The sequence below is a fragment of the Pseudomonas sp. NY8896 genome (assembly GCF_039634505.1).
Map to the genome: position 1 here is coordinate 1,451,766 of NZ_CP132350.1, position 26,431 is coordinate 1,478,196.

A 26,431-nucleotide genomic window follows, 5' to 3' on the forward strand; every position below is an offset into this window, starting at 1 on the left:
CCTCAGGACGCCACCTCGCGTTTGCCCGGCGCTGGCGATCTCGTCCCGACAATAATTCCAAGGAGAACGCAGATGAACGCACCGCAATCCCCTAACAGCACCAAGGTCGAGCAGGTGAAGCTGCTGATTGACGGCCAGTGGGTCGAGTCCAAAACCACCGAATGGCGCGACATCGTCAACCCGGCCAGCCAGGAAGTGCTGGCGCGCGTACCGTTCGCCACCGTCGAGGAAGTCGACGCTGCCGTGGCCGCGGCCCACCGAGCCTTCCAGACCTGGCGCGACACCCCGATCGGCGCGCGCATGCGCATCATGCTCAAGCTGCAGGCGCTGATCCGCGAACACACTAAACGCATTGCCCAGGTGCTCAGTGCCGAACAAGGCAAAACCCTGGCCGATGCTGAAGGCGATATTTTCCGCGGCCTGGAAGTGGTCGAGCACGCCGCCTCCATCGGCACCCTGCAGATGGGCGAATTTGCCGAAAACGTCGCAAGCGGTGTCGACACCTACACCCTGCGCCAGCCGATCGGTGTGTGCGCCGGCATCACCCCGTTCAACTTCCCGGCGATGATCCCGCTGTGGATGTTCCCCATGGCCATCGTCTGCGGCAACACCTTCGTGCTCAAACCTTCCGAACAAGACCCGCTGTCGACCATGCTGCTGGTGGAGCTGGCGCTGGAAGCCGGTGTGCCGGCCGGTGTGCTGAACGTGGTGCACGGCGGCAAGCAGGTGGTGGATGCCATTTGCACCCATCAGGACATCAAGGCGATTTCCTTCGTCGGCTCAACCGAAGTCGGCACCCACGTTTACAACCTCGGTAGCCAACACGGCAAGCGCGTGCAGTCGATGATGGGCGCCAAGAACCATGCGGTGGTGCTGCCCGATGCCAACCGCACGCAAACCATCAATGCTTTGGTAGGTGCTGCCTTTGGTGCGGCGGGCCAACGCTGCATGGCCACCTCGGTGGCGGTGCTGGTGGGCAAGGCCCGCGAATGGCTGCCAGATATCAAGGCAGCCGCCAGCAAGCTCAAGGTCAATGCCGGCTGTGAGCCAGGCACCGACGTTGGCCCGGTGGTTTCCAAGCGCGCCAAGGAGCGCGTCCTGGGCCTGATCGAAAGCGGTATCAAGGAAGGCGCCAAGCTTGAGCTGGACGGCCGCGACGTCAAGGTGCCGGGTTACGAGCAAGGTAACTTCGTTGGCCCGACCCTGTTCTCGGGCGTGAAGACCGATATGCAGGTGTATACCCAGGAAATCTTCGGCCCGGTGCTGGTGACCCTGGAAGTCGATACCCTCGACGAGGCCATCGCCCTGGTCAACGCCAACCCGTTCGGCAACGGCACCGGCCTGTTTACTCAAAGCGGCGCGGCAGCACGCAAGTTCCAGAGCGAAATCGATATCGGCCAGGTCGGCATCAACATCCCGATTCCGGTACCGGTACCGTTCTTCAGCTTTACCGGCTCACGTGGCTCCAAGCTCGGCGACCTCGGCCCGTACGGCAAGCAAGTGGTGCAGTTCTACACTCAGACCAAGACCGTCACTGCCCGCTGGTTCGATGACGACAGCGTCAACGACGGTGTGAACACCACCATCAGCCTGCGCTAAGGAGAAGTCATGCGTATCGCATTCATCGGCCTGGGCAACATGGGCGCGCCCATGGCCCGCAACCTGATCAAAGCCGGGCACCAGCTGAACCTGTTCGACCTGAACAAGGCCGTGCTGGCCGAGTTGGCAGAACTGGGCGGGCAGATCAGCCCGTCGCCCAAGGACGCGGCAGCCAACAGCGAACTGGTGATCACCATGCTGCCGGCCGCAGCCCACGTGCGCAGCGTGTACTTGAACGAGGACGGCGTGTTGGCCGGTATTCGTCCCGGCACGCCGACCGTTGACTGCAGCACCATCGACCCGCAGACCGCCCGTGATGTGTCCAAGGCCGCAGCGGGCAAAGGTGTGGACATGGGTGACGCGCCGGTGTCCGGTGGTACTGGCGGCGCGGCGGCTGGCACCCTGACCTTCATGGTCGGCGCCAGTGCCGAGCTGTTCGCCAGCCTCAAGCCGGTACTCGAGCAGATGGGCCGCAACATCGTGCACTGCGGGGAAGTCGGCACCGGGCAGATTGCCAAGATCTGCAACAACCTGCTGCTGGGTATTTCGATGATCGGCGTGTCCGAGGCCATGGCCCTGGGCAACGCGTTGGGTATCGACACCAAGGTGCTGGCCGGCATCATCAACAGCTCGACCGGGCGTTGCTGGAGCTCGGACACCTACAACCCGTGGCCGGGTATCATTGAAACCGCGCCGGCATCGCGTGGCTACACCGGTGGCTTTGGCGCCGAACTGATGCTCAAGGACCTGGGGCTGGCTACCGAAGCGGCACGCCAGGCTCACCAGCCGGTGATCCTCGGGGCTGTGGCCCAGCAGCTGTATCAGGCCATGAGCCTGCGCGGCGAAGGGGGCAAGGATTTCTCGGCCATCGTCGAGGGGTATCGCAAGAAGGATTGACAAGCGAGGACTTCATCGCGGACCGGGCGGCCTTTCCTCTGTAACTGCGCACCAGAGGGAAGGGGACCCGCCCGCGATTTTTTTATTGTGTTGGCAGCCATATTGTTTGCAAGTTACGTAATGCGCTTGCTAAACCGTTATAGGTAATGCGCTATTATCAAGGCGCTGAATAGAGTGATGTGCAGCGCCCAAAGTGTTACAAGTAAGATCTTGGTTTTTTTCGGAAAGCCTTCGATCTCTTGCCTATCTACTAGATTTCTTTTTGTAAAAAAAGATGGTAATGCAAGTACTGTTGAGATTGCGCCCGTGCGCATCATCTTGCCGATTGATCCGGCTCGCTCGTAGAGTAGTTTGTTTTGTTTTATATATTTGCTTTTGGGGAATAGGGATTCAAAATATTCTGTGCGTCGTGAGGCGACAAAAAACTGAGTGATCATTGTGATGATAATCAAATTTATAATGACGGCTGCAATGATCCCATCTTCAATAGCCATCAGTTTGAGAGCGCTCTATACAAAAAATCGCCGTAAGCTTCACCTTTCTCCCCACCAGCCTTGCCTCCAATTGTGGCGCCTGCGGCACCAATTATAACTGCACAAAGAAGCCCACCTGTTCCACCTGTTGGTAACCCGATCGCTGCGCATAAAACTGGCGCGATAATAGCTCCACCCAAATATCCGCCTGCACCGCCTCCTGCAAGGCCTCCCACGAGTGAGCCTCCGTCGATGTACTTTGCCCTTGTGCAATCCTCTTCGTGACCGAGCGTACAAGCGTTGTGGATATCCAGTCCAGTGGCTGCGATTTCAAGTGCTACGCCTATGTAAGTTCCTTGTTTGATCAAGCTGGATGCCCTCGCGACACTGGCTACCTTGTTGGCGTAACCGGCTATTTCGCCTGTGTGAATATAACGCTTGGTGGATATTCCCAGCGTCCTTTTGATCGATCCCTTGTTTCTCAGGCCTGAACCATAAGCCGCCATCTTGCCCAACTGTTCATCCAGTTTCATGAACAAGGCCGATCGCTTCGCATAGAACTGTTCGCGGGCTGTCATCGTTCCTGACCCAAGAAACTGCTGGTGGAGTTTTTCGATATCCATCAAGGTGACCTCGATAGCCTTCAGGTGCCTGCTCCATCCGTCACTGACCATTCCAGCGCCCATTGACGCATGCGCGATCAGGCTTTTCAAAGTCTCGAAATTATCCAGAAAGAAGTTATCCACACCTTGGCCGTTGCGCATCAGCCCCATGTGCACAATGGCAGCCTGCCTCATCATCCAGGCTTCCTGGCTGGTGCAGGAAGCCGTGGTGGGGTCGCCAATGATGATAAGCTCACCGCTACGCACCACCGTATTGGCAATGTGCGAATTTAGAACATCAAATTTTTCCAGCGCATGGCCGCTCAGTGCGAGGTCGGATTTGAGCCGATGATAGTTTTGCAGCTTGAGGTTGAGAAACGCGCGGGCTTCGGACATGACTTGAGCCTCACGCGTATTTTTTATTGCCGATACGGTCCCAGCCGCCGGCGATGTTGCCGCCACCGCCGCCATCGATGCGCCGTTGCTGGGTGTAGGTGGTCTTGATTCGACCGTAGTTGAGCTGTACTACTTCAAGCGGTACACCGGTGTCGACGCTCTGCGAGTACTCGGCAATGATGACTTCTTCCAGAATGATTTCGTAATACTTGAGCTTGTCACCGCCGGCGCGACAGAGTGCCAGCTTCACCGCTTTGAGATGCTGCCCTGTACAACTGGCCTCCATCAGCTTGCAGCTGGCACTGTCGAGGTATTTGGTGAATGTGAAGTTGGTGACGGAGGTTCGGCCGGATGTGGCACCACCAGCCGAGCTTGCAGTGGCGGATGTACTTTGACTGACCCCAAAGTCATAGCTAAGTACTTCAATCCATTGACTGTATTTTTCGTCCCGTGCTTCGCCTGGAATACGGTCAATCTGAATATATGCATCGAAAGCCATGTCTACCTCTCCCTGGCAACTTTTGATTGGACAATGCTACCCACGAATGGGGGCAGTCAGTGCAGGCTAGGCCTGAGTGATTGCGAGGGCAATACACATTGAGAGGTAGGGATTAGATTCAGAAAAGGACTACAGAAATGGGCGGGGATGTGTAAGGCCATGTAACTGTGGTTCAATGCTTTGATTAATTCACGCTCTTTTGTTGCCTTGTTCAAACAAATTGTTCAAGAGTGTTTCTGGCCCTGTGGGAAATTTAGCGTTTTCCACAGGGCCTCTATCGGGTGGAGATTACTGATCAGGCAAAGACGAAATACTTGCGCACGGTCTCGACCACTTCCCAGGTACCTTTCATCCCAGGTTCGATCACGAACACATCACCCGCTTTCAGGTGTTTCGGCTCTTCGCCTTCCGGGGTGATGATGCAGTAGCCATCGAGGAAGTGGCAGAACTCCCACTTCTCGTAGTTGACCTCGAACTTGCCTGGGGTGCAGATCCAGGTGCCCATGATCTTGCTGCCGTCGGCAGACAGGTAGGCATTGAGGTTGACGGTGTGCGGATCGCCGCCGATGCGCTTCCACTTGGTGGCGTCCACGACCGGCGTCGGGCAGGTTTCGCGCAGGACGGTGATGAAATCGGACATGGCACAACTCCTGGTGACTGGCTGAATGACGGGTCACCATAGGCCCATCGGCCGAGCCGCAGTTGCCTGGGCTCGACGTCCAGCTGCCTGCCCGCGCTATGCCAGGCGCTTTACCTCGACGGTGATGTGCGCCAGTTCTTCGTGCCCGCCCAGAGCCTGGCGCACGCTGTTGGCGCTGAGAGCGACTTGGCTGGCCAGCCGAGATTGCAGGCGTACCGGTCTTTGCCCACGCGCCATAAATGCAGGTCGGTGATGCTGGCCGGCACTACCTGCACTTGTTGATTACCTCAGCCGCAGAGTGTGGTGACCAGCCCTGCGGCATAGCCCGGTAGCGCAGTAAAATCCCGCGCGCATACCAGCAACTTGCGGTTGGCCCATGGTTCCTCAAGCGCTACCCAATGCAACGGCAACATCCCTTGCCAGCGCTGCACCGCTGCCAGCGGCACCACCCCGACACCTGCACCGCCCGCCACCATGCGAATCACCCCGTCAAACCCTTCTGCCCGCACCCGAATCCGCATGCGCCGCCCCTCGCGCAGCGCCTGCTCTTCCAGGTACAGTGCCAACGCGCTGCCAGCCCCAAGGCCGACATAGCCATGGCTCAGGCTTTCGATGAAGCTGGGCGCGGCTGCATGGGCCAGCGGGTGGCCCAGCGGTGTCACCAGCACCATCGGGTCGTCGCGAAACGGCCGGGTTTGCAGATGCTCGCTGGGGGCAGCGGTGGAAACGATGCCCAGGTCGGCGATGCCCTGGGTAATCGACTGCACGATGCGCAAGCTCGGCAGCTCTTGCACGTCCACGCTGACACCGGGGTTTTCCGCCAGGAAGCTGGCCAGCAGTTCGGGCAGGTACTCGGTAAGCGCAGCGGTGTTGCACAGCAGGCGCACCTGGCCTTGCTGCCCCTGCGCATACTGGCTTAGGTCGAACTGCAAGCGCTCGACTTGCTGGGTTATCAGCCGCGCATGCTGCAACAACGCCTGGCCGGCCGGCGTCGGTTGTACGCCACGACGGTTACGCTCAAGCAAAGGAATACCCAGCGAGGCTTCCATGGCGCGGATGCGCGCACTGGCCGCTGCCAGTGAAAGATGGCTGCGGCTGGCGCCGGCGGTGATGTTGCCGCACTCCAGGGTGTGTTGGAACAGCTTGAGGTCGATCAGGTCGAAGTGCATGTGGCTCTGTCTTGGCAAGAGGCTGGCTGAGTATATGGCAGATTTTCACCTCGTTCGCTGTACGCCATCATCGGCCCCATGACTACCTTGCTCACTTTCTACCAGGACATTGGCCCAGCAATCTCGCTGCTGGTGGTACTGACTTTCCTGCTGGCTGGTGCAGTGAAGGGGGTGATCGGCCTGGGCCTGCCGACCATTGCCATGGGCTTGCTGGGCCTGGCCATGTCACCGGCGCAGGCTGCCGCATTGCTGATCGTGCCCTCGACCCTCACCAATCTTTGGCAGTTGGCCAGCGGTGGGCACCTGCGGGCGTTGCTGGTGCGGCTGGGGCCGATGCTGGTGATGATCTTTGTCGGTACATGGCTGGGCAGCGCCTGGCTGGGAATCAACAGCGGCCCGTGGGCTGCCCACGCGTTGGGAGCCGCCTTGTTGGTCTATGCGTTGTACGGGTTGGTCGGCCTGGGCTTTCATGTGGCTGCGGGGCACGAGCGTTGGCTGGGGCCGCTTTGCGGCCTGGTCACTGGCGTGGTCACGGCGGCGACTGGGGTGTTCGTGATGCCCGCTGTGCCCTACCTGCAGAGCCTGGGTCTGAGCCGAGAGCAGATGATCCAGGCCTTGGGCCTATCATTCACGGTCTCGACCCTGGCCTTGGCCGTTGGCCTGGCCGGGCAGGATGCCCTGGGTGGCCAGGCGCTGGGGGCATCGCTGCTGATGCTGGCGCCGGCCCTGCTTGGCATGCTGGCCGGGCAGTGGCTGCGTCAGCGCATCAGTGCGCTGCTGTTCAAGCGTTGCTTCTTCATCGGCCTGGCCGTACTCGGCGGCCATCTGCTGATTAACGGTTAGCAGATGATGCGCTGAGCATGTCGACCCGCTGGATATCGAAATCGCGCTCCAGGTATTCCATGCGTTTTTCGAAGAACGCAGTCATGTGCGGCAGGGCCGAATGCACGTCCAGTGCAGCCTGGTCGGCCCACACTTCGAAGAACACGAACAGGCTCGGGTCTTCCTTGTCGCGCAGCATGTGGTACTCGATGCAGCCTGGCTCCTGGCGGCTTGGCTCGACGTAGGGGCGGAACAGGGTTTCGAACGCATCAGCCATTTCCGGGCGGGTCTTGGCTTTGAGGATGAAGGCGAACTGCTCACTCATGGGGCGCTACTCGATGATGGTTGGTGAGCTGATTCTACGGCAATAATTCATTGCCAATTCGTGACTTCTGATCAATTGTATTTTGCCCTGTCACTGCTGTATCCCACACCCGTGAGCCTCTAATCTGCCGGCCTGAATTTTGATTCGGCCGTGGAGGCCAGCATGAAAAAGATCCTTCTGCTCAATGGTGGTAAACAGTTCGCTCACTCTGATGGCCGTCTCAACGCAACCTTGCACGAAGCGGCCCTCGCTCATCTGGACCGCGCCGGGTTCGACGTGCAGCAGACATTCATTGACGGTGGTTACGATGTGCAGGCAGAGGTGGAGAAATTCCTCTGGGCTGATGTGATCGTCTACCAGATGCCGGGTTGGTGGATGGGGGCGCCGTGGACGGTGAAGAAGTACATCGACGAAGTCTTCACGGCAGGCCACGGCAGCCTCTACGCCAATGATGGCCGCACCCGTTCGGACCACTCGCAAAAGTACGGCAGCGGCGGCCTGGTGCACGGCAAGCAGTACATGCTGTCGTTGACCTGGAACGCGCCGCAGCAGGCGTTCGATGACCCGAGCGATTTCTTCGAAGGCAAGGGTGTTGATGCCGTTTACTTCCCGTTCCACAAGGCCAACCAGTTCCTTGGCATGAGCGGCCTGCCGACCTTCCTGGCGGTGGATGTGATGAAGCGGCCGGATGTGCCGGCTGCCTTGGCAGCGTATGAAGCCCATCTGGACAAGGTATTCGGCAAGGCGCAGTAATGGGAGGTTGGGGCCGCGCAGCGGCCCCTTGCACAGACTCCGATGACCCGCTATCAATCACCGCATACCCCTGCCAAGGCCAATCGTGTGATAACCCGATCCGAAGAACTCCAGGTATTCGTCGCCGTCATCGACTGCGGCTCGATCTCCGCCGCCGCCGACCAGATGGGCCAGACCCCCTCCGCCGTCAGCCGCACCCTGTCGCGGCTGGAAGGCAAGCTGGGCACCACGCTGGTCAACCGCACCACCCGGCGCATGGACCTGACCGAGGAGGGCCGTTTCTTCCTCGAGCGTTCGCGGCTGATCCTGGAGCAGATGGACGAGATGGAAGAGCGCCTCTCGATGAACCGCCAGACCCCCTCCGGGCGGCTGCGCATCAACGCCGCTGCGCCGTTCATGCTGCATGCCATCCTGCCGTGGATCGGCGAGTTCCGCCGCCAGTACCCGGGCATCGAGCTGGAGCTGAACACCGACGACTTGATCATCGACCTGCTGGAGCAGAGCACCGACGTGGCGATCCGCATCGGTGAGCTGGCCGACTCCAGCCTGCATGCGCGCAACCTGGGTTGCAGCCCCGTGCAGGTACTGGCCAGCCCTGCCTACCTGGAGCAGCACGGCACACCGCAGCGCGTCGAGGATTTGGCCAACCACTGCCTGCTCGGCTTCAGCCAGCCCGAATCGCTCAACCATTGGCCACTGCGCCACGCCCAGGGCGACCGCTTCAGCATCCGCCCGGCATTGCTCGCCTCCAGTGGCGAGACCCTGCGCCAGCTGGCGCTAGCCGGGGAGGGCATCGTCAGCCTGTCGCATTTCATGACCCACGAAGACATCCGCACCGGGCGCCTCCAAGTGCTGCTGGGCGAAGCCAATAATGGCTACCGTCAGCCGATCCACGCGGTCTACTACCGCAACACCCAGCTGGCGCTGCGTATCCAGTGCTTCCTGGACTTCATCCAGCGCAAATTGGCGATGTACGCCTGCTGAGTTGCCTGAACGCGACAAATCCTGCCCACAGGCGGCGAAACTTCCTACGGTTGATTGCACAGTCGAAGCGCTTCGGCCTTACTGACTGCTCAACAAAAACAACACCAAGGAAGTGTCATGCGTATTGTCCCGTTCCAGTACCTGGCTCTCGCAGCCGCGATTCTGAGCTGTTCCTCGGTTTACGCCGCCAACCTGGAGGGCGGCGCGGTGGCCGCACCTGATCAATATGGTGCACAGGTAGCCGCCGACATTCTGAAAAAGGGCGGCAACGCGGTGGACGCCGCAGTGGCAACCGCCTTCACCCTGGCGGTGACCTACCCCGAGGCCGGCAACATCGGTGGTGGCGGCTTCATGACCCTGTTCATCGACGGCAAGCCCTACTTCCTCGACTACCGCGAAGTCGCGCCCAAGGCCGCCACGCGCAACATGTACCTGGACGACAAGGGCGAGGTCATCGAGAACCTGAGCCTGGTTGGTGTACGCGCCGCTGGTGTACCCGGTACGGTGATGGGCTTGTGGGAGGCGCACCAGAAGTTCGGCAAGCTGCCCTGGAGCGAGTTGCTGACCCCGGCCATCGGCTATGCGAAAAACGGCTTCAAGGTGGCGGAAAAACAGTACCAGTACCGCAACGATGCCCAGGGCATGTTCAAGACAGCGACCAACTTCAACGACTACTTCGGCAACATGAAGGTTGGCGAGCTGTTCAAACAGCCGGAAATGGCCCAGACCCTGGAGCGCATCGCCGACAAGGGCGTGAGCGAGTTCTACCAGGGCAAGACCGCCGACCTGCTGGTGGCGCAGATGCAGGCCGACAAAGGCCTGATCACCAAAGAAGACTTGAAGGACTACAAGGCCGTGTGGCGTGAGCCGATGGCCGTAAGCTGGCGCGGCAATGTGGTGTACACCGCCCCACCGCCGAGCTCCGGTGGCGTGGCACTGGCCCAGTTGCTGGGCATCAAGGAAGACCGCGCGGCGGACTTCAAAGGGGTGGCGCACAACTCGGCGCAGTACATCCACCTGTTGGCAGAGATCGAAAAGCGGGTGTTCGCCGACCGTGCCGACTACCTTGGCGACCCGGCCTTTACCAAGGTGCCGGTGGACCAGCTGGTGGCCAAGGATTACCTGGCCAAGCGCGCCGCGCAGGTCAACCCGCAGGCCATTTCCGACACCGACAAGGTCAAGCCAGGGCTGGAGCCGCACCAGACCACGCATTTCTCGATCGTCGACAAGCAAGGCAATGCGGTCAGCAATACCTACACCCTCAACCTCGACTACGGCAGTGGCGTGGTGGTGAAGGGCGCGGGCTTCCTGCTGAACGACGAGATGGATGATTTCAGCGCCAAACCGGGTGCGGCTAACGCCTTTGGTGTGGTCGGCGGTGATGCCAACGCCATCGAACCGGGCAAGCGCATGCTTTCATCGATGAGCCCTAGCCTGATGACCCGCGATGGCAAGGTCGAGCTGGTGATCGGTACCCCGGGTGGTTCACGGATCTTCACCTCGATCTTCCAGGTGATGAACAACCTGTACGACTACGGCATGCCGTTGGACAAGGCGGTGGCGGCGCAGCGGGTGCACCATCAGTTGCTGCCCAAGGACACCATCTACTTTGACAGCTATGCGCCCCTGACCGGGCCGGTAGCTGATGAACTGAAGAAGATGGGTTACGTGCTGGAGGACCAGGGTTGGGAGATGGGCGATATCCAGGCGATCCGGGTGGATGGGGCGAAGCTTGAGACCGCTTCCGATCCGCGTGGGCGTGGGGTGGGGATGATCGTCAAGTAAGCCTGTTCGGGCGCTGGGAGGGCTTCGCCCTCCTTTCGCGACACAAGGCCGCTCCTACAGGGGAACGCGATTTCCTGTAGGAGCGGCCTTGCGTCGCGATGGGCCGCTAAGCGGCCCCAGGGGCTTCAAGTCAGACGCGGAACTGGCTGACCAGTGTCTGCAACTGCCCACCCAACCGCGCCAGCTCAACGCTCGCCGACGCCGTCTCGTCACTGGCCGCCGCCGTCTGCTCCGACACATCACGTACATTCAGAATGCTGCGGCTGATCTCTTCAGCCACCGCACTCTGCTGCTCTGCCGCCGCGGCAATCTGCTGGTTCATCGACTGAATGCTCGACACCGTGCTGGTGATGCTCTCCAGCGAAGCCCCGGCCTTGCGCGCCAGTTCGACGCTGCTGTCGGTCAAGCTACGGCTGCCCTGCATGGCACTGGCCACTTGCTGGGTACCCTGCTGCAGGCTGGCAATCAGCTCTTCGATCTCTTCGGTGGACTTCTGCGTGCGTTGGGCCAGGCCGCGCACTTCGTCGGCGACCACGGCAAAGCCACGCCCGGCCTCGCCGGCGCGCGCCGCCTCGATCGCCGCGTTGAGTGCCAGCAGGTTGGTCTGTTCGGCCACTGACTTGATCACGTCCATCACGCTACCGATCTTCTGGCTTTCCTGCTGCAACAGGGTCATGGCCTCGGTGGAGCGGTGCATGTCTTCGGCCAGGCGCTCGATCTGGCCAATCGCCTCGCCCACCACGCGGTCACCGGCGCGGGCTTCGTCATCGGCACCGGTTGCGGCATGCGAGGCCTGCTCGGCATTGCGCGCCACTTCCTGAACGGTGGCGGCCATTTCGTGCATGGCGGTGGCTACCTGGTCGGTCTCGACCTTCTGGCTGTTGGCGCCGGCGCTGGTCTGTTCGGTTACTGCCGACAGCTCTTCGGCGGCGCTGGCGATTTGGGTGACGCCATCGCGGATGCCACTGATAAGTTCGCGCAAGGTAGTGCCCATTCGCGCGATGCCTTGCTGCAGTACGCCCAGTTCGTCGCGGCGGGTGACGCGCATGTGCTGGGTAAGGTCGCCGCTGGCGATCTGCTCCACGGCCACCAGGGTGTCGTGCAACGGGCGAGTGATCTGGCGGGTGATCAGCACCGCTGCCAGCACACCGACCAGCAGCGCCAGCAACGTTGCGATGGCCTGCAGGCTGCGGGCCTGGGTGCTCTCGATGTCACGGCGCTGCAGCTGGATCTGGTACAGCGCATCGCTTCGCTTGACGATATCGGCGCCCTGCACAGTCATTTCGGCACGTGAGGTGGTGATGTTGGCGACCGCATCGCGGAACTGGCGCACGGCGTCACGGTAAGCCAGTACCGAGCTTTCGAACTGTTGCAGGCGGGCGTCTTCGGCGGGCAGCTGGCGCTTGAGGTTGTCGATGTCGGCCAGCGCTGCATCCAGCTGGCGCAGGGCGGCCTGCTCGTTGGCGCTGCTGTTGTCGGCGATGTAGCCGCGCACATCGATGCGTACCTGCAGCAGTTGCTGGCGGGCCTTGCTGATCAGTTGGTACTGGGCCAGGCGCACGCTGTCCGCCTCGGGGCGTGCCATCACTTCCTGGCTGAGGGCGTCCATGGCCTGGTCGGCACGGGTGGCCGAGCTGTCCATGGTAACGCGTGCGCTGCGGGTGGCGTCGTAGCCCTGGCGCATCTTGTTCAGCGAAAGCTTGTAGGCGCTGATGGTGTCGCCCAGCTCACCCAGCAGCTTGATGTTTTCCGGGCTTTTGAACGTGGTGGCCAGGTAGGCTTGCTGCTTGCTGAAGGCGTCCAGCTTGGCCTGGGTGTTGGCGGCGGCAGTATCGTCGCCGTTGGCGATCATGTACTGCAGGCGCGCAATGCGCAGGTCAGTGAGATCCTTGTTCAACTGGCCGATATCGCCCATCCAGTTGCTGCGGTCGATCAGGCTGCCCAGGCTGGTCCAGCCGGTGAGGGCCAGCAGGCCAGTGAGGACCAGCACAAGGCCGAAGCCCAGGCCGAGTTTGAGGTTGACGCTGATGTTGGCGAACCAGCTGTTCATGCACGCTCTCCAGAAGTTGATTTCGCTCTTTTGATCTTCGATCGCCAGGCGTTGTTGTTCTGGATGCCCGCTGACTCGTGCAGGAGTTATCGGCAATGATGGGGGAAGCTGAAACGCTTTTTCAGCAGATTTGTAACTGGATGATTGGGGCCGCCAAACGGCCCCAATCCGTGTCAGAGGTTACGTGCACTGAAGGTATCGCAGCTGTTCACTTCACCCTCGGCAAACCCGGTCTTGAACCAGCGCACCCGCTGCGCCGAAGTGCCATGGGTGAAGGAGTCCGGCACCACACGCCCACGGCCCTGCTGTTGCAGGCGGTCATCGCCAATGGCATTGGCCGCATTCAGCGCTTCCTCGACGTCACCTGGCTCCAGCCAATTCAGGCGCTTTTGGGCCTGGTAGGCCCAAACACCGGCCAGGCAGTCGGCCTGCAACTCCTGGCGCACCAGCAAGCCGTTGTCGCCCTCCATCCGCTGGCCACTGCGACGTGCGGCATCGACCTTTGCCGAAACGCCCAGCAGTGTCTGCACGTGGTGGCCGATTTCGTGGGCGATCACATAAGCCTGGGCAAAGTCGCCGGCCGCAGCGAAGCGGGTTTCCATTTCGCGGAAGAACGACATGTCCAGGTACACCCGCTGGTCCGCCGGGCAATAGAACGGCCCGACCGCTGCGGAGGCAAAGCCACACGCCGAGTTGACCTGGCCGCTGAACAGCACCAGCTTGGGGTCGCGGTATTGTTTGCCGGCCTCGGCGAACAGGGCCTTCCAGGTGTCTTCGGTATCGCCCAGTACCGAGGCGACGAAATCGGCCTGCTGGTCGTTGGCCGGCGGCGCCTTGCCGCCCGCACCACTGGGCGCCGTTTGTTGCTGCTGCTGTTCCATCTGGCCGGTGAGCTGGCCAAGAATCTGCAACGGGTCCTGCCCGGTAAGCCAGCCGATACCGACGATCAGCAGAATCGCCCCGAGCCCCAGCCCTTTGCCGCCGCCGAAACGCATGCCGCCGCCACCGCCACCCTCGCCTCGGGCATCGACCACGTTGTCGCTGCGTCGGCCTTTTCGCCATTCCATGAGTGCTCTCCCGAGCGTGAAACAAGAAGACAAAGATTAGTTCACGACAGCGGCGAGTGTCAGGGCAAAGTGTTTATGCATAACCATTTGGTTATGTTTCGTGTGGTTGATTTCAATATTCATCGTGCGCGACCTGTCGGAAACTGTAAGTCCGCCTGCCACGCCCAGGCGTTCAGATAATTCCAAGAGAGGAAACCGGCATGCCCGCACAGGACAACAGCCGCTTCGTGATCCGTGATCGCAACTGGCACCCCAAAGCCCTTACGCCTGACTACAAAACGTCCATCGCCCGCTCGCCGCGCCAGGCACTGGTCAGCATTCCGCAGTCGATCAGCGAAACCACTGGTCCGGACTTTTCCCACTTGGGCTTCGGTACCCACGACCATGACCTGCTGCTGAACTTCAACAACGGTGGCTTGCCGATCGGTGAACGCATCATCGTCGCCGGCCGTGTCGTCGATCAGTACGGCAAGCCTGTACCGAACACCCTGGTAGAGATGTGGCAAGCCAACGCCGGCGGCCGCTATCGCCACAAGAACGACCGTTACCTGGCGCCGCTGGACCCGAACTTCGGTGGCGTTGGCCGCTGCCTGACCGACCGTGACGGCTACTACAGTTTCCGCACCATCAAGCCGGGCCCGTACCCATGGCGCAATGGCCCCAACGACTGGCGCCCGGCGCACATCCACTTCGCCATCAGCGGCCCGTCGATCGCCACCAAGCTGATTACCCAGTTGTATTTCGAGGGTGACCCGCTGATCCCGATGTGCCCGATCGTCAAGTCGATCGCAAACCCTGAAGCTGTGCAGCAGTTGATCGCCAAACTCGACATGAGCAACGCCAACCCGATGGACTGCCTGGCCTACCGCTTCGACATCGTGCTGCGTGGCCAGCGCAAGACCCACTTCGAAAACTGCTGAGGAACCCGCCATGCCAATCGAACTGCTGCCGGAAACCCCTTCGCAGACTGCCGGCCCCTACGTGCACATCGGCCTGGCCCTGGAAGCGGCCGGCAACCCGACCCGCGACCAGGAAATCTGGAACCGCCTGGCCAAGCCTGACGCGCCGGGCGAGCACATTCTGCTGATCGGCCAGGTGTACGACGGTAACGGCCACCTGGTGCGCGATTCGTTCCTGGAAGTGTGGCAGGCAGATGCCAACGGCGAGTACCAGGATGCCTACAACCTGGAAAACGCCTTCAACAGCTTTGGCCGCACCGCTACCACCTTCGATGCCGGTGAGTGGACGCTGCACACGGTCAAGCCGGGTGTGGTGAACAACGCTGCTGGCGTGCCAATGGCGCCGCACATCAACATCAGCCTGTTTGCCCGTGGCATCAACATTCACCTGCACACGCGCCTGTATTTCGATGATGAGGCCCAGGCCAATGCCAAATGCCCGGTGCTCAACCTGATCGAACAGCCACAGCGGCGTGAAACCTTGATTGCCAAGCGTTGCGAAGTGGATGGGAAGACGGCATATCGCTTTGATATCCGTATTCAGGGGGAAGGGGAGACAGTCTTCTTCGACTTCTGATTCAAACCTTTGGGGCCGCAAAGCGGCCCCAAAGGTGCGACGGTCAGCGCCTGACCAGTAGAACCCCGCTCTCCATATGGTGGGTATAGGGGAACTGGTCAAACAACGCACACCGCTCGATACGGTGCGTGTCCTGCAACTGGGCAATGTTTGCCGCCAGCGTTTCCGGGTTGCACGAGATGTACAGGATCCGCTCGAAGCGCCGGGTCAGCTCGCAGGTATCCGGGTCCATCCCCGCCCGCGGCGGGTCGACGAACACGGTACCGAACTCATAACTTTTCAGGTCGATGCCTTCCAGTCGACGGAAGGGTCGCACCTCATTCAGCGCCTGGGTCAGCTCCTCTGCCGACAACCGCACCAGCCGCACGTTATCCACAGCGTTCTCGTCGAGGTTGCTCAACGCGGCATTGACCGATGTCTTGCTGATTTCGGTGGCCAGCACCTGGCGCACACGGGTAGCCAGCGGCAGGGTGAAGTTGCCGTTGCCGCAGTACAGCTCCAGCAGGTCGTCCTCACGCTCACCGATGGCCTCGAAGGCCCAACTGAGCATCTTCTGGTTCACCGCACCGTTGGGTTGGGTGAACGCGCCTTCCGGTTGGCGGTAGCTGAACACACGGCCGGCCACGTCGAGTTCTTCAATCGCGTAGTCGCGGCCGATCACCAGGCGCTTGCCCTTGGAGCGGCCAATGACGCTTACGCCCAGCGCTTCAGCCAGTTGCCGCGCTTCCACTTCCCATGCCTCGTCCAGCGGGCGGTGGTAGCACATCGTGATCATCGCATCGCCAGCCAGGGTGGTGAGGAACTCCACCTGGAACAGGCGGTTGCCCAGTTCCTCGCTGGCCTGCCAAGCCGCCTTCAGGCGCGGCATCAGGGCATTGATGCGCTGGCTGGCAATGGGGAAATCGTCGATCAAGATCGCCTTGTGCTTATCGCCCTGGGCAAACATGGCATAGTGGCGCTGGCCATCCTCGCGCCACAGGCGGAATTCGGCGCGCAGGCGGTAGTGCTCGCGCGGCGAGTCGAAAACGGCCGGCTCCGGCGCGCCGAACGGCGCCAGCAGCTCGCGCAGCCGGGCCACCTTGGCGTCCAGCTGGGTGGCGTAGGAGGAGGGGTCGAAAGCAGCACTCATGCGTTGAACCAGCCCAGCTTGATGACGAACAGGATGGAAAGGATCACCAGGGCCGGGTTCAGGTCGCGGTGGCGGCCGGAAATCAGCTTGACGGCGGTCCAGGAGATGAAGCCGAAGGCAATGCCGTTGGCGATCGAGTAGGTCAGCGGCATGGCCAGGGCGGTCACCACCACCGGTGCGGCTTCGGTGACATCGTCCCAGTTTATTTCCGCCAGGCCAGAGGCCATCAGCACTGCGACGAACAGCAGGGCCGGGGCGGTGGCGAATGCCGGTACGCTACCGGCCAGCGGGGCGAAGAACAACGCCAGCAGGAACAGCACGGCCACCACGATGGCGGTCAGGCCGGTGCGGCCACCGGCACTCACGCCCGCAGCGGATTCGATGTAGCTGGTGGTGGTCGAGGTGCCCAGCAGCGAACCGGCCATGGCGGCGGTGCTGTCGGCGATCAGGGCGCGGCCCATCTTCGGCATGTGGCCGTCCTTGCCCATCAGCCCGGCGCGCTTGGCCACGCCGATCAAGGTGCCGGAGTTGTCGAACAGGTCGACGAACAGGAAGGCGAAAATCACGCTGACCAGGCCGACGTCCAGCGCGCCAGCGATGTCCAGCTGCAAGAAGGTTGGGGCCAGCGACGGCGGCATGGAGACGATGCCACCGAACGGCGTCACGCCCATCACGATCGAGGCGATGGTCACCGCCAGGATGCCGATCAACACGGCGCCGCGCACTTTCAGCGATTCCAGGCCGACGATCAGGAAGAAACCCAGGGTGGCGAGGATCGGTGCGGGTTGCTTGAGGTCGCCCAGGCCCACCAGAGTGGCCGGATTATCGACGACGATGCCAGCGTTATGCAGGGCGATCAGCGCGAGGAACAGGCCGATACCGGCGGCAATCGCCGAACGCAGCGGCAACGGGATACTGTTCACGATCCATTCGCGGATGCGGAAGATCGACAGCAGGAAGAACATCACCGCCGACAGGAACACCGCCCCCAGCGCCACCTGCCAGGTGTGGCCCATGTGCAGCACCACGGTGTAGGTGAAGAACGCGTTCAGGCCCATGCCCGGTGCCAGGGCAATCGGGTAGTTGGCGATCAGGCCCATGGTGGTGGAACCGATGGCTGCAGCCAGACAGGTGGCGACGAAGATCGCCCCTTTGTCCATGCCGGTCTCGCCGAGGATGCTCGGGTTGACGAACAGGATGTAGGCCATGGCCAGGAAGGTGGTAACGCCCGCAAGAATCTCGGTGCGCACGTTGGTGTTGTGTGCTTTTAGTTGAAACAGCCTTTCCAGCATGCCCGCTCCCCAAGGCGCCCCCGGCGCCATGAATGTATCGACCCCATCAGCAAAGCACAGACCGTACCGGTTGCCGTGGTTTTGTGTGGGGAGGAAAAAAGCCGCGCATCATACCAGCATGCTCGGTGAGCGGTAATCAATGTCGCGATATACTGCCGATTCTGCGCCGCGCGGCATGCGGCCTCGTGGGAGCAGCGCTGTGCAGTTGATTGACTACCGTGACCTGAACCAGGCCCAGCGCGCCCAATTGCTCGATATCCAGCTGCACCCAGCGCAGCAACGCCATGCCGGTGATGTGGCCAGTGCGTTGTATCTGCTGCTCAACTGCAAAAGCGATCAACGGCGTGCACTGGTGATTGTGCTCGACAGCGTGCCGCAGGGGTTGCTGTTGCTTCAGTGCGGGGCATTTCTACCCGCCTGGGCCAAGCCTGGTGCGGCGATGATAACGGCCTTGCAGGTCGACAAACGCTTGCAGGGGCGTGGCTTGGGCCGTGGGTGTATGCAGGCCTTGCCGGCAGTGGTGCGCGCGATGTGGCCGGATGTCGAATGCCTGCAATTGTCAGTGGACCGCGACAACCATGCGGCGTTGGGTTTGTACCGCGCCACCGGCTGGATGGACAGTGGCGATGGCTACACGGCCCGCAGCGGCCATGAACGTTGCATGACCTTGATGCTCTGAGCGGCCTGCGATCGGGCCACGGCGTTCAGTTGGTGGGCTTGCTGTGCAGTTGATCGCGCTTGGCCAGGGTCGGGAACAGCTTTATCCATACCCCGGTCACCACTAAGGTGCCCACCCCGCCCATCACCACCGCCGGCACTGTGCCAAACCAGTGCGCCGTCACCCCCGATTCGAACTCACCGAGCTGGTTCGAGGCACCGATGAACAAGCCGTTCACTGCACTCACCCGCCCGCGCATTTCATCCGGTGTCTCCAGTTGCACGAACGAGCTGCGAATGACCATGCTGATCATGTCCGCCGCGCCCAGCACCACCAGCACCGCCAGCGAGAACCAGAACGAGGTCGACAGGCCGAAGGCGATGGTCGCCACGCCGAACACGCCAACGGCGGTGAACATGGTCCGCCCGACTTTGCGCTCGAACGGGAAGCGTGCCAGCCACAGCGACATCAGCAACGCCCCCACCGCGGGTGCCGAACGTAGCAGGCCAAGGCCCATCGGGCCGGTCAGCAGGATGTCCTTGGCGAACACCGGCAGTAGCGCGGTGGCCCCGCCCAGCAACACTGCAAACAGGTCCAGCGAGATGGCGCCGAGGATATCGGGCCGGCTGCGGATGAAGCGGATGCCGGCCAGCAGCGATTCGATGCTGGCGCGCCCACGTTGGGCGACTTGGCCGCGTGCCTGCAGGCTCAGGGTCAGCACACAGGCAATGGCGTACAGGGCAACGGTCGGGCCGTACACCCAGATGCTGCCGAACGCATACAGGAAACCGCCCACAGCCGGCGCCACGATGGTGGCCGACTGGGTGGCCGACGCCGAAGCCGCCACCGCCCGCGGGAACAGCCCAGGTGGCACCACATTGGGCAACAAGGCCTGGGTTGCCGGCATTTCGAACGAGCGCGTGGCTCCGAGCAGGAAGGCCAGGGCAAAGATCAGTTCGCGGGTGACGTTGTCGGTCGCGCTGCCCACCGCCAGCGCCAGGGCAATCAGCCCCTGCAGGCTCTGGCACAAGGCAGCGACCTTGCGCCGGTCATAGCGGTCGGCGACATGCCCGGTGTGCAACATGAACAACACCCGTGGGGCGAATTCGACCAGACCGACCAGGCCCAGGTCCAGCACATTGCCGGTCAACTGGTAGAGGTGCCAGCCAATGGCCACGGTGAGCATCTGGAAGCCGCTGGCGGTGAACACGCGGGCCAGCCAGAAGGCCAGGAAAGGGCGGTGGTGACGCAACAACTGCGGTGCGGAATCGGACATCGGAAACCAGGGGCCTCGGCGCAGTAGAGGGGTGCGCAGCGTATCATCTGTTTGTAACAAACGGTTACTGTTTGCCCAGGTCGGCACTTTTCCACGGTTTATGAAAGAGGGTGGGGCAACCGGTCACGCGGCAATCAACCACACGGCCCGTCAGGCCATTCGGGACTATGCTTCCTAGCAGTCGTTGATCTGGATCAATCGTTCCAGATGTAACGATCGGGCCCTTGGGCCGAAATCCCTGCGATCGAACAGAACAATTCCAACGCGCCGTACTCGACCCAGTGGGGGCAGTGGGCGACTGGGGCCACAAGCCCGGACGCCGGATTATCTGAAGAGGAAGCACCATGTTCGGAATAGAGGCCTTAGAGCTCGCCCGAATGCAGTTTGCCTTTACCGTGTCGTTCCACATCCTGTTCCCGGCCATCACCATTGGCTTGGCGAGCTACCTGGCAGTCCTCGAAGGCCTCTGGCTGAGGACCCACAACCAGGTCTACCGTGATCTCTATCATTTCTGGTCGAAGATATTCGCCGTCAACTTTGGCATGGGCGTGGTCTCTGGCCTGGTCATGGCCTACCAGTTCGGCACCAACTGGAGCCGCTTCTCCGACTTTGCCGGCGCCGTCACCGGCCCGCTGCTCACCTACGAAGTTCTCACTGCGTTCTTCCTCGAGGCGGGCTTCCTGGGTGTCATGCTGTTTGGCTGGAACCGCGTCGGCCGTGGCCTGCACTTCTTCTCCACGGTGATGGTGGCGCTCGGCACACTGGTTTCGACGTTCTGGATCCTTGCCTCCAACAGCTGGATGCAAACCCCACAAGGCCACGAGATCATCGATGGCCGGGTGGTGCCGGTGGACTGGTTTGCAGTGGTGTTCAACCCCTCGTTCCCCTACCGCCTGATGCACATGGCCACAGCCGCGTTCGTTTCCACCGCGTTCTTCGTCGGTGCTTCGGCGGCTTGGCACCTGCTGCGCGGGCGTGACAACCCGGCCGTGCGCAAGATGCTGTCGATGGCCATGTGGATGGCGCTTATCGTCGCCCCGATCCAGGCGGTGATTGGCGACTTCCATGGCCTCAACACGCTCAAGCATCAACCGGTGAAAATTGCCGCGATCGAAGGCCACTGGGAGAACGTACCCGGCGAGCCGACCCCGCTGATTCTGTTCGGCATCCCCGACATGAAGGCCGAGACTACCCGCTTCAAGGTCGAGATTCCCGCGCTGGGCAGCCTGATCCTGACCCATAGCCTGGACAAGCAGGTGCCGGCGATGAAGGAGTTCCCGCCCGAGGACCGGCCTAACTCGACCATCGTGTTCTGGTCGTTCCGGATCATGGTCGGGCTCGGCTTCCTGATGATCTTCGTCGGCCTGTGGAGCCTGTGGTTGCGCAAGCGCGGCACGCTGTACAGCTCGCGCCCGTTCCTGCATGTGGCCCTGTGGATGGGCCCATCTGGGCTGGTCGCGCTGCTGGCCGGCTGGTTCACCACCGAAATCGGCCGCCAACCTTGGGTGGTGTATGGCCTGATGCGCACGGCTGACGGCGTGTCCAACCACAGCTACGCCCAGCTTGGTTTCACCCTGGTGGCCTTCGTGGTGGTGTATTTCGCCCTGTTCGGCACCGGCCTTGGCTACATGATGCGCCTGGTGCGCAAAGGGCCGCAGACCGGGGAAGGTGACGAGCACACACCGGGTGGCCCTGGCCAGAAACGCACGCCGGCGCGGCCGTTGTCCGCCGCCGATGATGGCCGAGAGGCCACCTCTGCCAGCCTGAACAAGGGGAACTGAGCCATGGGTATCGACCTTCCGCTGATCTGGGCCGTGATCATCATTTTCGGCGTCATGATGTACGTGGTGATGGACGGTTTCGACCTGGGCATCGGCATGCTGTTCCCCTTCGTCAAGGGCGAGCAGGACCGTGATGTGATGATGAACACTGTCGCGCCAGTGTGGGACGGCAACGAAACCTGGTTGATCCTGGGCGGGGCGGGGCTGTTCGGGGCTTTCCCGATGGCTTACGCGGTCGTTCTCGAGGCCTTGTACCTGCCGCTTATCCTGATGTTGATCGGTTTGATCTTCCGTGGCGTGGCCTTCGAGTTTCGCTTCAAGGCCAAGGCCGACAAGCGGCATATCTGGGACAAGGCATTCATCTGGGGGTCGTTGGTCGCCACCTTCTTCCAGGGTGTGGCGTTGGGTGCCTTCCTCGAAGGCTTCAAAGTGGTCGACCGCCATTTCGCCGGTGGCACACTCGACTGGCTTACCCCGTTCAGTCTGTTCTGTGGTTTGGGGCTGATCGTTGCCTACACGTTGTTGGGGTGCACCTGGCTGATCATGAAGACCGAAGGGCCGCTGCAACAGAAGATGCACGACATGGCCCGGCCGCTGGCGCTGGTGCTGCTGGCGGTGATCGGTATCGTCAGCCTGTGGACCCCCATCGCCTACCCGCAAATCGCCGACCGCTGGTTCAGCATGCCAAACCTGCTCTGGTTCATGCCGGTGCCGCTGCTGGTGCTGGTGACCTTCTACGGGCTGCTGAAGGCGGTAGCGCGCAATGCACACTACACGCCGTTCCTGCTCACCCTGGTGTTGATCTTCCTGGGTTACAGTGGCCTGGGCATCAGCCTGTGGCCGAACATCATCCCGCCGTCGATCTCGATCTGGGAGGCCGCAGCGCCCCCGCAAAGCCAAGGTTTCATGCTGGTGGGCACCCTGTTCATCCTGCCGTTCATCCTGATGTACACCTTCTGGAGCTACTACGTGTTCCGCGGCAAGGTGACCCACGAAGACGGTTATCACTAGGAGGGCCGCATGATGACGGGCAAACATGGCTTGGAAGACAAGAAACCGCTGTGGCAGCGGCTGGGTTGGCTACTGCTGATTTGGGCGATGAGTGTTGCCGCGCTGGGCGTGGCGGCATGGGTGATGCGGCTGTTCATGGGGGCTGCGGGATTGACCACCCATTGAGAGCAGCGGGGGCGCCTGTGGGAGCGGGCGTGCCCGCGAAGCAGGCATCGCGATAGATGGCACCGGCTTCGCCGGTGTTCGCGGGCAAGCCCGCTCCCACAGGGGCGGCGCGGGCTCTTATTTGCGGGCTTTCAGAATGACGAACTTGGGCGTAGCCGCCACCTGCTCAACCCCTCGGAACAACCGCGCCAGCTTGCTGTGATAGCCCAGGTGGCGGTTGCCCACGATGTACAGCGCCCCACCCACCACCAGCGCTTCTCGCGCCTGCTGGAACATGCGCCAGGCAAGGAAGTCCCCCACCACCTGCTGCTGGTGGAACGGCGGGTTGCACAGCACCACGTCCAGCGATTGTTTCTCTACCCCGGCCAACCCATCGGCCGCGACGAAATTGGCGGCACGTTCGCCCAGTGCAGCTCGCCAGTTCTCCTGCGCTGATTGCACGGCCATGTACGACTCATCGACCAAGGTGTACTCAGCGTCCGGGTTGCCCAGGGCGCTGGCAATCGCCAGCACGCCGTTGCCGCAGCCCAGGTCCGCTACCCGCGCGTTGCCCAGGTCGCGGGGCAAGTGGGGCAGGAACGCCCTTGTGCCGATATCCAACCCCTCACGGCAAAACACGTTGGCGTGGTTGACCAACTCCAGCGCCGGCGCGTCGAGGTGGTAGCGGCTAGGGTAGGGTGAGCGGGCGAGCGGGCGTTCGGCCACCGTTGCCGTCAGCAAGCGGGCCTTCTTCTGTGCCAGCGAAGCCTGCACAGGGCCGATGTACTTCTCCATCAGGTCACCGGCCGCCCGTGGCAGGTGCTTGATCATGGCCCCGGCAATCACCTGCGCGCCAGGCGCCAGGTGGCCCTGCAGGCGGATCAGTTGTTCTTCAAGCAGGGCCAGGGTCTTGGGCACGCGCACCAGCACTCGGTCGAAGAGGCCTTGCCAGTGCTCGCTGGCGGGCACGAACGGCACGCTATCGAACGTCAAACCGTTGCGCGTCAGGTTCTTTTCCAGGCCAAGGTGCGCCAGATGTGAGTCACCGCTGCTGACCACCTGCAGGCGGCCCGCCAGGCTGACGGCCAGGGCGCCGAAGCTGTCATTGAGCACCAGTACCCGGCAGTTGGCGTCAGGGGCCTGTTCGTGCAACTGCGCAAGCAGGTACTCGTCGGCGGCATCGAAGGCCTGCAGCGGGTCGTTGGCCTGCTCCGGCTGGCGGATCAGGTCGAGTTCGGCGTAGGGGGTGGTCAACAGGGGCATGGCGTCTGGCTCGGGTACGAAACTGCCCGTTGCGGTTCGCTCCGGGCTTTGCCGGGCGATTCTACAGGGCTTTGCCCAAGGTCGCAGGTGTGAAGGTCAGATCCAGCCACGCAGGGCGGCGATGGCGATGGCGCCAGCCTTGTTGGCAGCGTTGGTCTTGGTGATCACGCTGCGGATGTGGAAGTTCACCGTGCTTTGCGAAAGCGACAGGATGCAGGCAACGTCGGCAGCGGTCTTGCCGGCAGCCGACCATTTCAGCACTTCTAGTTCACGCTCGCTCATTCTTGGTTGAGGTGGGCACAGTGCGTTCAGGTGGTGTTCGCCAAGCACGGCATGCAGGGTATGGCACAGCCACTGGACGCTGCCGGCCTTGTCATAAAGCTCGACGATGTCGATCTTTTCGGCAGGTCTGGCCACGCTGATCTGGCTTTCGTTGTGCTGCAGGTCGTGCAGTGATTGCGTCCAGCCGTGACGCAAGCCGTGCTGACAGGCCGCTTCGCGAAATTGAGGGGCGTCTCGGTATAGGTCGTCAGTCCATAGTACGGGGGTGGTCGAACTGTGACTCATGTGCGCTGCCGGGTCCTGCTTGTAGAAATCGTCGCGCTGATAGCGCTCGATCCACTCACTTGGGTAGTTGCTGTAGAGGTACAGCCTTGGTGTTTGCGTGGCGATCTGGATGCGGATATTCAGCCCAAGGTAATCCATGCCCAGCTCCTGAGCCAGATGGACTGCGATGTCGAACAGCTTCTGCGGGTTGCGCTCGCTGACGAACGCATGAAGATGCTCGGGTTTCCAGTGAAGCATCGAGACATTCCTCGGGGCGTAGGATCCAATCCATTTGGGTACCCGATGATTGTAGGAAAGTCCTACCTTAGTGTTGGGATTTTTTTGTTATAGCACTTAGGGTTTTCTGCCAGTTCGGCACGATCCCCCCTGGTGAGGCCCTACAAAGCGGTGGTTTTTATCCAAGCCACTTTAAGCGACACTGTGCACACGCCAACCCTGGAGCCCGATATGACCGCTAGCGCCGAAAAGTTCACCCGCCAGACCCTGCTCGATGTTCAGCCGCTGACGCCGAACCTCTTCAGCCTGCGGGTTACGCGCGATGCGGGGTTCCGCTTTCGTTCCGGTCAGTTCGCCCGCCTTGGCGTGACCAAGGCCGATGGCAGCGTGGTGTGGCGCGCCTATTCAATGGTCAGCGCGCCCCATGATGAGCATCTGGACTTTTTCTCCATCGTGGTACCCGGTGGCGAGTTCACCAGCGAGCTTAGCCGGCTGGGTGCGGGCGATACCTTGCTGATCGACCGTCAGGCTTTCGGTTTCCTCACCCTCGACCGTTTCGTCGGTGGTCGCGACCTGTGGCTGCTGGCCACGGGTACGGGCATTGCGCCGTTCATGTCGATCCTGCAGGACTTCGAGGCTTGGGAGCGTTTCGACAACATCAAGCTGGTGTACTCGGTGCGCGAAGCCAAAGAGCTGGCCTACGTAGATGAAATCGCCGGGCTGGAGCAACGCGAGTACCTGGCGGAGCATGCGGGCAAGTTGCAGTTCATTCCGGTGGTGACCCGTGAACAACACCCAGGGGCGTTGAACCAGCGCATTACCACGTTGATCGAGAATGGTGAACTGGAGAAGGCGGCGGGGCTGGCGCTGTCGCCAGAGCATTCACGGGTGATGCTGTGCGGTAACCCGGAAATGATCGACGAAACCCGTAAAGTGCTGAAAGCGCGTGACCTGCAACTGAGCCTGAGCAAGCGGCCAGGGCAGGTAGCGGTCGAAAACTACTGGTAAGGCCAGGGGGCTGCAAGGCAGCCCCCTGCTACCTCACGGCAAGCGATTCTGATTCTGCGTCTTGAGCAAGTCGCGAATCTCGGTCAGCAGTGTCTCTTCAGCCGAAGGCACCGGCGGCGTAGTCGGCGCCACGGCTTCCTCACGCTTGAGCCTGTTGATCGCCTTCACCCCCATGAAGATGGCAAAGGCCACGATCACGAAGTCGATCACGGTCTGGATGAACTTGCCATACGCCAGCACTACCGCTGGTACGTCACCTTCGGCAGCCTTCAGGGTAATGGCCAGGTCGCTGAAGTCCACACCACCGATCAGCAGGCCCAGTGGTGGCATGATCACGTCACCGACGAAGGACGAGACGATCTTGCCGAAGGCCGCGCCGATGATGATACCGACCGCCATGTCGACGACATTGCCTTTGACCGCGAAAGCCTTGAACTCGTTGAGCATGCCCATGTTTGGTTCCTTGTAACAAAAGGTAAGGTTAACGCA

The 26,431-nt window shown here is 61.6% G+C and carries 27 protein-coding genes and 1 pseudogene; 13 read left to right on the forward strand and 15 right to left on the reverse strand.

All coding sequences use genetic code 11. From position 1 onward, the window contains the following. Nucleotides 1-72: 72 nt before the first annotated feature. Together Q9451_RS06395 and mmsB are read left to right on the forward strand one after the other, a co-directional pair. Complete coding sequence (locus Q9451_RS06395) at nucleotides 73-1,599, forward strand: CoA-acylating methylmalonate-semialdehyde dehydrogenase (protein WP_012274201.1); 1,527 nt, start codon at nucleotides 73-75, stop codon at nucleotides 1,597-1,599. 9 nt (nucleotides 1,600-1,608) lie between these two features. After that, complete coding sequence (gene mmsB, locus Q9451_RS06400; protein ID WP_012274200.1) at nucleotides 1,609-2,496, forward strand: 3-hydroxyisobutyrate dehydrogenase; 888 nt, start codon at nucleotides 1,609-1,611, stop codon at nucleotides 2,494-2,496. 137 nt (nucleotides 2,497-2,633) lie between these two features. Here the strand turns inward: mmsB and Q9451_RS06405 are convergent, their stop codons facing one another. From Q9451_RS06405 to Q9451_RS06430, 6 genes and pseudogenes are all read right to left on the reverse strand, one after another. Then, nucleotides 2,634-2,990 (reverse strand): hypothetical protein, encoded by a 357-nt coding sequence (locus tag Q9451_RS06405; RefSeq protein ID WP_041166590.1) that lies wholly within the window; start codon nucleotides 2,988-2,990, stop codon nucleotides 2,634-2,636. Next, nucleotides 2,990-3,967: a hypothetical protein gene (locus Q9451_RS06410; RefSeq protein WP_012274198.1), complete on the reverse strand. Its 978-nt coding sequence runs from the start codon at nucleotides 3,965-3,967 to the stop codon at nucleotides 2,990-2,992. The genes Q9451_RS06405 and Q9451_RS06410 overlap by 1 nt, the downstream gene beginning before the upstream one ends. A 10-nt stretch (nucleotides 3,968-3,977) precedes the next feature. Then, nucleotides 3,978-4,466 carry a type VI secretion system tube protein Hcp gene (locus tag Q9451_RS06415; RefSeq protein WP_012274197.1) on the reverse strand — a complete coding sequence of 163 codons (489 nt, stop codon included), beginning with the start codon at nucleotides 4,464-4,466 and terminating at the stop codon, nucleotides 3,978-3,980. A gap of 295 nt (nucleotides 4,467-4,761) precedes the next feature. Beyond that, on the reverse strand, nucleotides 4,762-5,106 hold the full coding sequence (locus Q9451_RS06420; RefSeq protein ID WP_003258412.1) for a cupin domain-containing protein: 345 nt from the start codon (nucleotides 5,104-5,106) through the stop codon (nucleotides 4,762-4,764). 96 nt (nucleotides 5,107-5,202) lie between these two features. Beyond that, nucleotides 5,203-5,369 (reverse strand): annotated as a pseudogene (locus tag Q9451_RS06425) (cation transporter); the annotation flags it as partial. A gap of 24 nt (nucleotides 5,370-5,393) precedes the next feature. Beyond that, nucleotides 5,394-6,275: a LysR substrate-binding domain-containing protein gene (locus Q9451_RS06430; RefSeq protein ID WP_012274196.1), complete on the reverse strand. Its 882-nt coding sequence runs from the start codon at nucleotides 6,273-6,275 to the stop codon at nucleotides 5,394-5,396. 78 nt (nucleotides 6,276-6,353) lie between these two features. On the opposite strand from Q9451_RS06430, the gene Q9451_RS06435 reads away from it, so the two are divergent. Beyond that, nucleotides 6,354-7,118, forward strand: a complete 765-nt coding sequence (locus Q9451_RS06435) for a sulfite exporter TauE/SafE family protein (protein ID WP_012274195.1) — start codon at nucleotides 6,354-6,356, stop codon at nucleotides 7,116-7,118. On the opposite strand, the gene Q9451_RS06440 is transcribed toward Q9451_RS06435, so the two are convergent. After that, on the reverse strand, nucleotides 7,108-7,422 hold the full coding sequence (locus Q9451_RS06440; protein ID WP_012274194.1) for a putative quinol monooxygenase: 315 nt from the start codon (nucleotides 7,420-7,422) through the stop codon (nucleotides 7,108-7,110). The two genes, Q9451_RS06435 and Q9451_RS06440, sit on opposite strands and share 11 nt — an antisense overlap. 162 nt (nucleotides 7,423-7,584) lie before the next feature. On the opposite strand from Q9451_RS06440, the gene Q9451_RS06445 reads away from it, so the two are divergent. The 3 genes from Q9451_RS06445 (at nucleotide 7,585) to ggt (ending at nucleotide 10,944) form a co-directional block, all read left to right on the forward strand. Then, nucleotides 7,585-8,175, forward strand: coding sequence for an NAD(P)H-dependent oxidoreductase (locus Q9451_RS06445; RefSeq protein ID WP_012274193.1), 591 nt, complete (start codon nucleotides 7,585-7,587; stop codon nucleotides 8,173-8,175). Nucleotides 8,176-8,262: 87 nt separating this feature from the next. Further along, nucleotides 8,263-9,159, forward strand: a complete 897-nt coding sequence (locus tag Q9451_RS06450; protein ID WP_041166788.1) for a LysR family transcriptional regulator — start codon at nucleotides 8,263-8,265, stop codon at nucleotides 9,157-9,159. A gap of 117 nt (nucleotides 9,160-9,276) precedes the next feature. Further along, nucleotides 9,277-10,944 carry a gamma-glutamyltransferase gene (gene ggt / locus Q9451_RS06455; RefSeq protein WP_012274191.1) on the forward strand — a complete coding sequence of 556 codons (1,668 nt, stop codon included), beginning with the start codon at nucleotides 9,277-9,279 and terminating at the stop codon, nucleotides 10,942-10,944. A 130-nt stretch (nucleotides 10,945-11,074) separates the two neighbouring features. On the opposite strand, the gene Q9451_RS06460 is transcribed toward ggt, so the two are convergent. Both Q9451_RS06460 and Q9451_RS06465 read right to left on the reverse strand, forming a co-directional pair. Continuing rightward, complete coding sequence (locus Q9451_RS06460; protein ID WP_012274190.1) at nucleotides 11,075-12,994, reverse strand: methyl-accepting chemotaxis protein; 1,920 nt, start codon at nucleotides 12,992-12,994, stop codon at nucleotides 11,075-11,077. 173 nt (nucleotides 12,995-13,167) lie between these two features. Further along, a complete protein-coding gene (locus tag Q9451_RS06465) occupies nucleotides 13,168-14,061 on the reverse strand; it encodes a neutral zinc metallopeptidase (protein ID WP_012274189.1) in 894 nt (297 codons plus the stop codon). A gap of 200 nt (nucleotides 14,062-14,261) precedes the next feature. Between Q9451_RS06465 and pcaH the strand changes: the two genes are divergently transcribed. Both pcaH and pcaG read left to right on the forward strand, forming a co-directional pair. Then, nucleotides 14,262-14,981 carry a protocatechuate 3,4-dioxygenase subunit beta gene (gene pcaH / locus Q9451_RS06470; RefSeq protein WP_012274188.1) on the forward strand — a complete coding sequence of 240 codons (720 nt, stop codon included), beginning with the start codon at nucleotides 14,262-14,264 and terminating at the stop codon, nucleotides 14,979-14,981. A gap of 10 nt (nucleotides 14,982-14,991) precedes the next feature. Then, nucleotides 14,992-15,597: a protocatechuate 3,4-dioxygenase subunit alpha gene (pcaG, locus tag Q9451_RS06475; protein ID WP_012274187.1), complete on the forward strand. Its 606-nt coding sequence runs from the start codon at nucleotides 14,992-14,994 to the stop codon at nucleotides 15,595-15,597. A gap of 43 nt (nucleotides 15,598-15,640) precedes the next feature. Here pcaG and trmA read toward each other — a convergent pair whose 3' ends face one another. Both trmA and Q9451_RS06485 read right to left on the reverse strand, forming a co-directional pair. Next, entirely contained in the window at nucleotides 15,641-16,726 is a 1,086-nt protein-coding gene (trmA, locus tag Q9451_RS06480) for a tRNA (uridine(54)-C5)-methyltransferase TrmA (RefSeq protein WP_012274186.1), read from the reverse strand. Beyond that, complete coding sequence (locus Q9451_RS06485; RefSeq protein ID WP_012274185.1) at nucleotides 16,723-18,018, reverse strand: NCS2 family permease; 1,296 nt, start codon at nucleotides 18,016-18,018, stop codon at nucleotides 16,723-16,725. Before Q9451_RS06485 ends, trmA begins: the two co-directional genes overlap by 4 nt. A gap of 199 nt (nucleotides 18,019-18,217) precedes the next feature. On the opposite strand from Q9451_RS06485, the gene Q9451_RS06490 reads away from it, so the two are divergent. Beyond that, nucleotides 18,218-18,697 carry a GNAT family N-acetyltransferase gene (locus Q9451_RS06490; RefSeq protein WP_012274184.1) on the forward strand — a complete coding sequence of 160 codons (480 nt, stop codon included), beginning with the start codon at nucleotides 18,218-18,220 and terminating at the stop codon, nucleotides 18,695-18,697. 25 nt (nucleotides 18,698-18,722) lie between these two features. Here Q9451_RS06490 and Q9451_RS06495 read toward each other — a convergent pair whose 3' ends face one another. Next, the gene (locus tag Q9451_RS06495; protein ID WP_012274183.1) at nucleotides 18,723-19,952 is read right to left on the reverse strand and encodes an MFS transporter; all 1,230 of its coding nucleotides are present in this window, start codon (nucleotides 19,950-19,952) and stop codon (nucleotides 18,723-18,725) included. Nucleotides 19,953-20,296: 344 nt separating this feature from the next. On the opposite strand from Q9451_RS06495, the gene Q9451_RS06500 reads away from it, so the two are divergent. Genes Q9451_RS06500 through Q9451_RS06510 form a run of 3 tightly spaced genes read left to right on the forward strand, consistent with a single transcriptional unit; the run spans nucleotide 20,297 to nucleotide 22,909 of the window. Continuing rightward, nucleotides 20,297-21,733 (forward strand): cytochrome ubiquinol oxidase subunit I, encoded by a 1,437-nt coding sequence (locus Q9451_RS06500; protein ID WP_012274182.1) that lies wholly within the window; start codon nucleotides 20,297-20,299, stop codon nucleotides 21,731-21,733. A gap of 3 nt (nucleotides 21,734-21,736) precedes the next feature. Beyond that, nucleotides 21,737-22,744 (forward strand): cytochrome d ubiquinol oxidase subunit II, encoded by a 1,008-nt coding sequence (gene cydB / locus Q9451_RS06505; RefSeq protein WP_012274181.1) that lies wholly within the window; start codon nucleotides 21,737-21,739, stop codon nucleotides 22,742-22,744. Between the two features lie 9 nt (nucleotides 22,745-22,753). After that, nucleotides 22,754-22,909 carry a DUF2474 domain-containing protein gene (locus Q9451_RS06510; protein ID WP_012274180.1) on the forward strand — a complete coding sequence of 52 codons (156 nt, stop codon included), beginning with the start codon at nucleotides 22,754-22,756 and terminating at the stop codon, nucleotides 22,907-22,909. A gap of 117 nt (nucleotides 22,910-23,026) precedes the next feature. Here Q9451_RS06510 and Q9451_RS06515 read toward each other — a convergent pair whose 3' ends face one another. Beyond that, nucleotides 23,027-24,151, reverse strand: a complete 1,125-nt coding sequence (locus Q9451_RS06515) for a methyltransferase (RefSeq protein WP_012274179.1) — start codon at nucleotides 24,149-24,151, stop codon at nucleotides 23,027-23,029. 96 nt (nucleotides 24,152-24,247) lie between these two features. Further along, nucleotides 24,248-24,955 carry an autoinducer binding domain-containing protein gene (locus tag Q9451_RS06520; RefSeq protein WP_012274178.1) on the reverse strand — a complete coding sequence of 236 codons (708 nt, stop codon included), beginning with the start codon at nucleotides 24,953-24,955 and terminating at the stop codon, nucleotides 24,248-24,250. 210 nt (nucleotides 24,956-25,165) lie between these two features. Between Q9451_RS06520 and Q9451_RS06525 the strand changes: the two genes are divergently transcribed. Further along, nucleotides 25,166-25,942, forward strand: a complete 777-nt coding sequence (locus Q9451_RS06525) for a ferredoxin--NADP reductase (RefSeq protein ID WP_041166589.1) — start codon at nucleotides 25,166-25,168, stop codon at nucleotides 25,940-25,942. Between the two features lie 33 nt (nucleotides 25,943-25,975). On the opposite strand, the gene mscL is transcribed toward Q9451_RS06525, so the two are convergent. After that, the gene (mscL, locus tag Q9451_RS06530; protein WP_012274176.1) at nucleotides 25,976-26,395 is read right to left on the reverse strand and encodes a large-conductance mechanosensitive channel protein MscL; all 420 of its coding nucleotides are present in this window, start codon (nucleotides 26,393-26,395) and stop codon (nucleotides 25,976-25,978) included. Nucleotides 26,396-26,431 lie beyond the last annotated feature (36 nt).

Coding starts and splice junctions, on each gene's coding strand:
- Q9451_RS06435 (WP_012274195.1), top strand. CDS start 6,354: ATGACTACCTTGCTCACTTTCTACCAGGACATTGGCCCAGCAATCTCG.
- pcaG (WP_012274187.1), top strand. CDS start 14,992: ATGCCAATCGAACTGCTGCCGGAAACCCCTTCGCAGACTGCCGGCCCC.
- Q9451_RS06430 (WP_012274196.1), bottom strand. CDS start 6,275: ATGCACTTCGACCTGATCGACCTCAAGCTGTTCCAACACACCCTGGAG.
- Q9451_RS06525 (WP_041166589.1), top strand. CDS start 25,166: ATGACCGCTAGCGCCGAAAAGTTCACCCGCCAGACCCTGCTCGATGTT.
- Q9451_RS06510 (WP_012274180.1), top strand. CDS start 22,754: ATGATGACGGGCAAACATGGCTTGGAAGACAAGAAACCGCTGTGGCAG.
- Q9451_RS06410 (WP_012274198.1), bottom strand. CDS start 3,967: ATGTCCGAAGCCCGCGCGTTTCTCAACCTCAAGCTGCAAAACTATCAT.
- Q9451_RS06495 (WP_012274183.1), bottom strand. CDS start 19,952: ATGTCCGATTCCGCACCGCAGTTGTTGCGTCACCACCGCCCTTTCCTG.
- Q9451_RS06440 (WP_012274194.1), bottom strand. CDS start 7,422: ATGAGTGAGCAGTTCGCCTTCATCCTCAAAGCCAAGACCCGCCCGGAA.
- pcaH (WP_012274188.1), top strand. CDS start 14,262: ATGCCCGCACAGGACAACAGCCGCTTCGTGATCCGTGATCGCAACTGG.
- Q9451_RS06445 (WP_012274193.1), top strand. CDS start 7,585: ATGAAAAAGATCCTTCTGCTCAATGGTGGTAAACAGTTCGCTCACTCT.
- ggt (WP_012274191.1), top strand. CDS start 9,277: ATGCGTATTGTCCCGTTCCAGTACCTGGCTCTCGCAGCCGCGATTCTG.
- Q9451_RS06500 (WP_012274182.1), top strand. CDS start 20,297: ATGTTCGGAATAGAGGCCTTAGAGCTCGCCCGAATGCAGTTTGCCTTT.
- Q9451_RS06515 (WP_012274179.1), bottom strand. CDS start 24,151: ATGCCCCTGTTGACCACCCCCTACGCCGAACTCGACCTGATCCGCCAG.
- Q9451_RS06460 (WP_012274190.1), bottom strand. CDS start 12,994: ATGAACAGCTGGTTCGCCAACATCAGCGTCAACCTCAAACTCGGCCTG.
- Q9451_RS06465 (WP_012274189.1), bottom strand. CDS start 14,061: ATGGAATGGCGAAAAGGCCGACGCAGCGACAACGTGGTCGATGCCCGA.
- Q9451_RS06395 (WP_012274201.1), top strand. CDS start 73: ATGAACGCACCGCAATCCCCTAACAGCACCAAGGTCGAGCAGGTGAAG.
- mscL (WP_012274176.1), bottom strand. CDS start 26,395: ATGGGCATGCTCAACGAGTTCAAGGCTTTCGCGGTCAAAGGCAATGTC.
- mmsB (WP_012274200.1), top strand. CDS start 1,609: ATGCGTATCGCATTCATCGGCCTGGGCAACATGGGCGCGCCCATGGCC.
- Q9451_RS06405 (WP_041166590.1), bottom strand. CDS start 2,990: ATGGCTATTGAAGATGGGATCATTGCAGCCGTCATTATAAATTTGATT.
- Q9451_RS06520 (WP_012274178.1), bottom strand. CDS start 24,955: ATGCTTCACTGGAAACCCGAGCATCTTCATGCGTTCGTCAGCGAGCGC.
- cydB (WP_012274181.1), top strand. CDS start 21,737: ATGGGTATCGACCTTCCGCTGATCTGGGCCGTGATCATCATTTTCGGC.
- Q9451_RS06420 (WP_003258412.1), bottom strand. CDS start 5,106: ATGTCCGATTTCATCACCGTCCTGCGCGAAACCTGCCCGACGCCGGTC.
- Q9451_RS06415 (WP_012274197.1), bottom strand. CDS start 4,466: ATGGCTTTCGATGCATATATTCAGATTGACCGTATTCCAGGCGAAGCA.
- trmA (WP_012274186.1), bottom strand. CDS start 16,726: ATGAGTGCTGCTTTCGACCCCTCCTCCTACGCCACCCAGCTGGACGCC.
- Q9451_RS06485 (WP_012274185.1), bottom strand. CDS start 18,018: ATGCTGGAAAGGCTGTTTCAACTAAAAGCACACAACACCAACGTGCGC.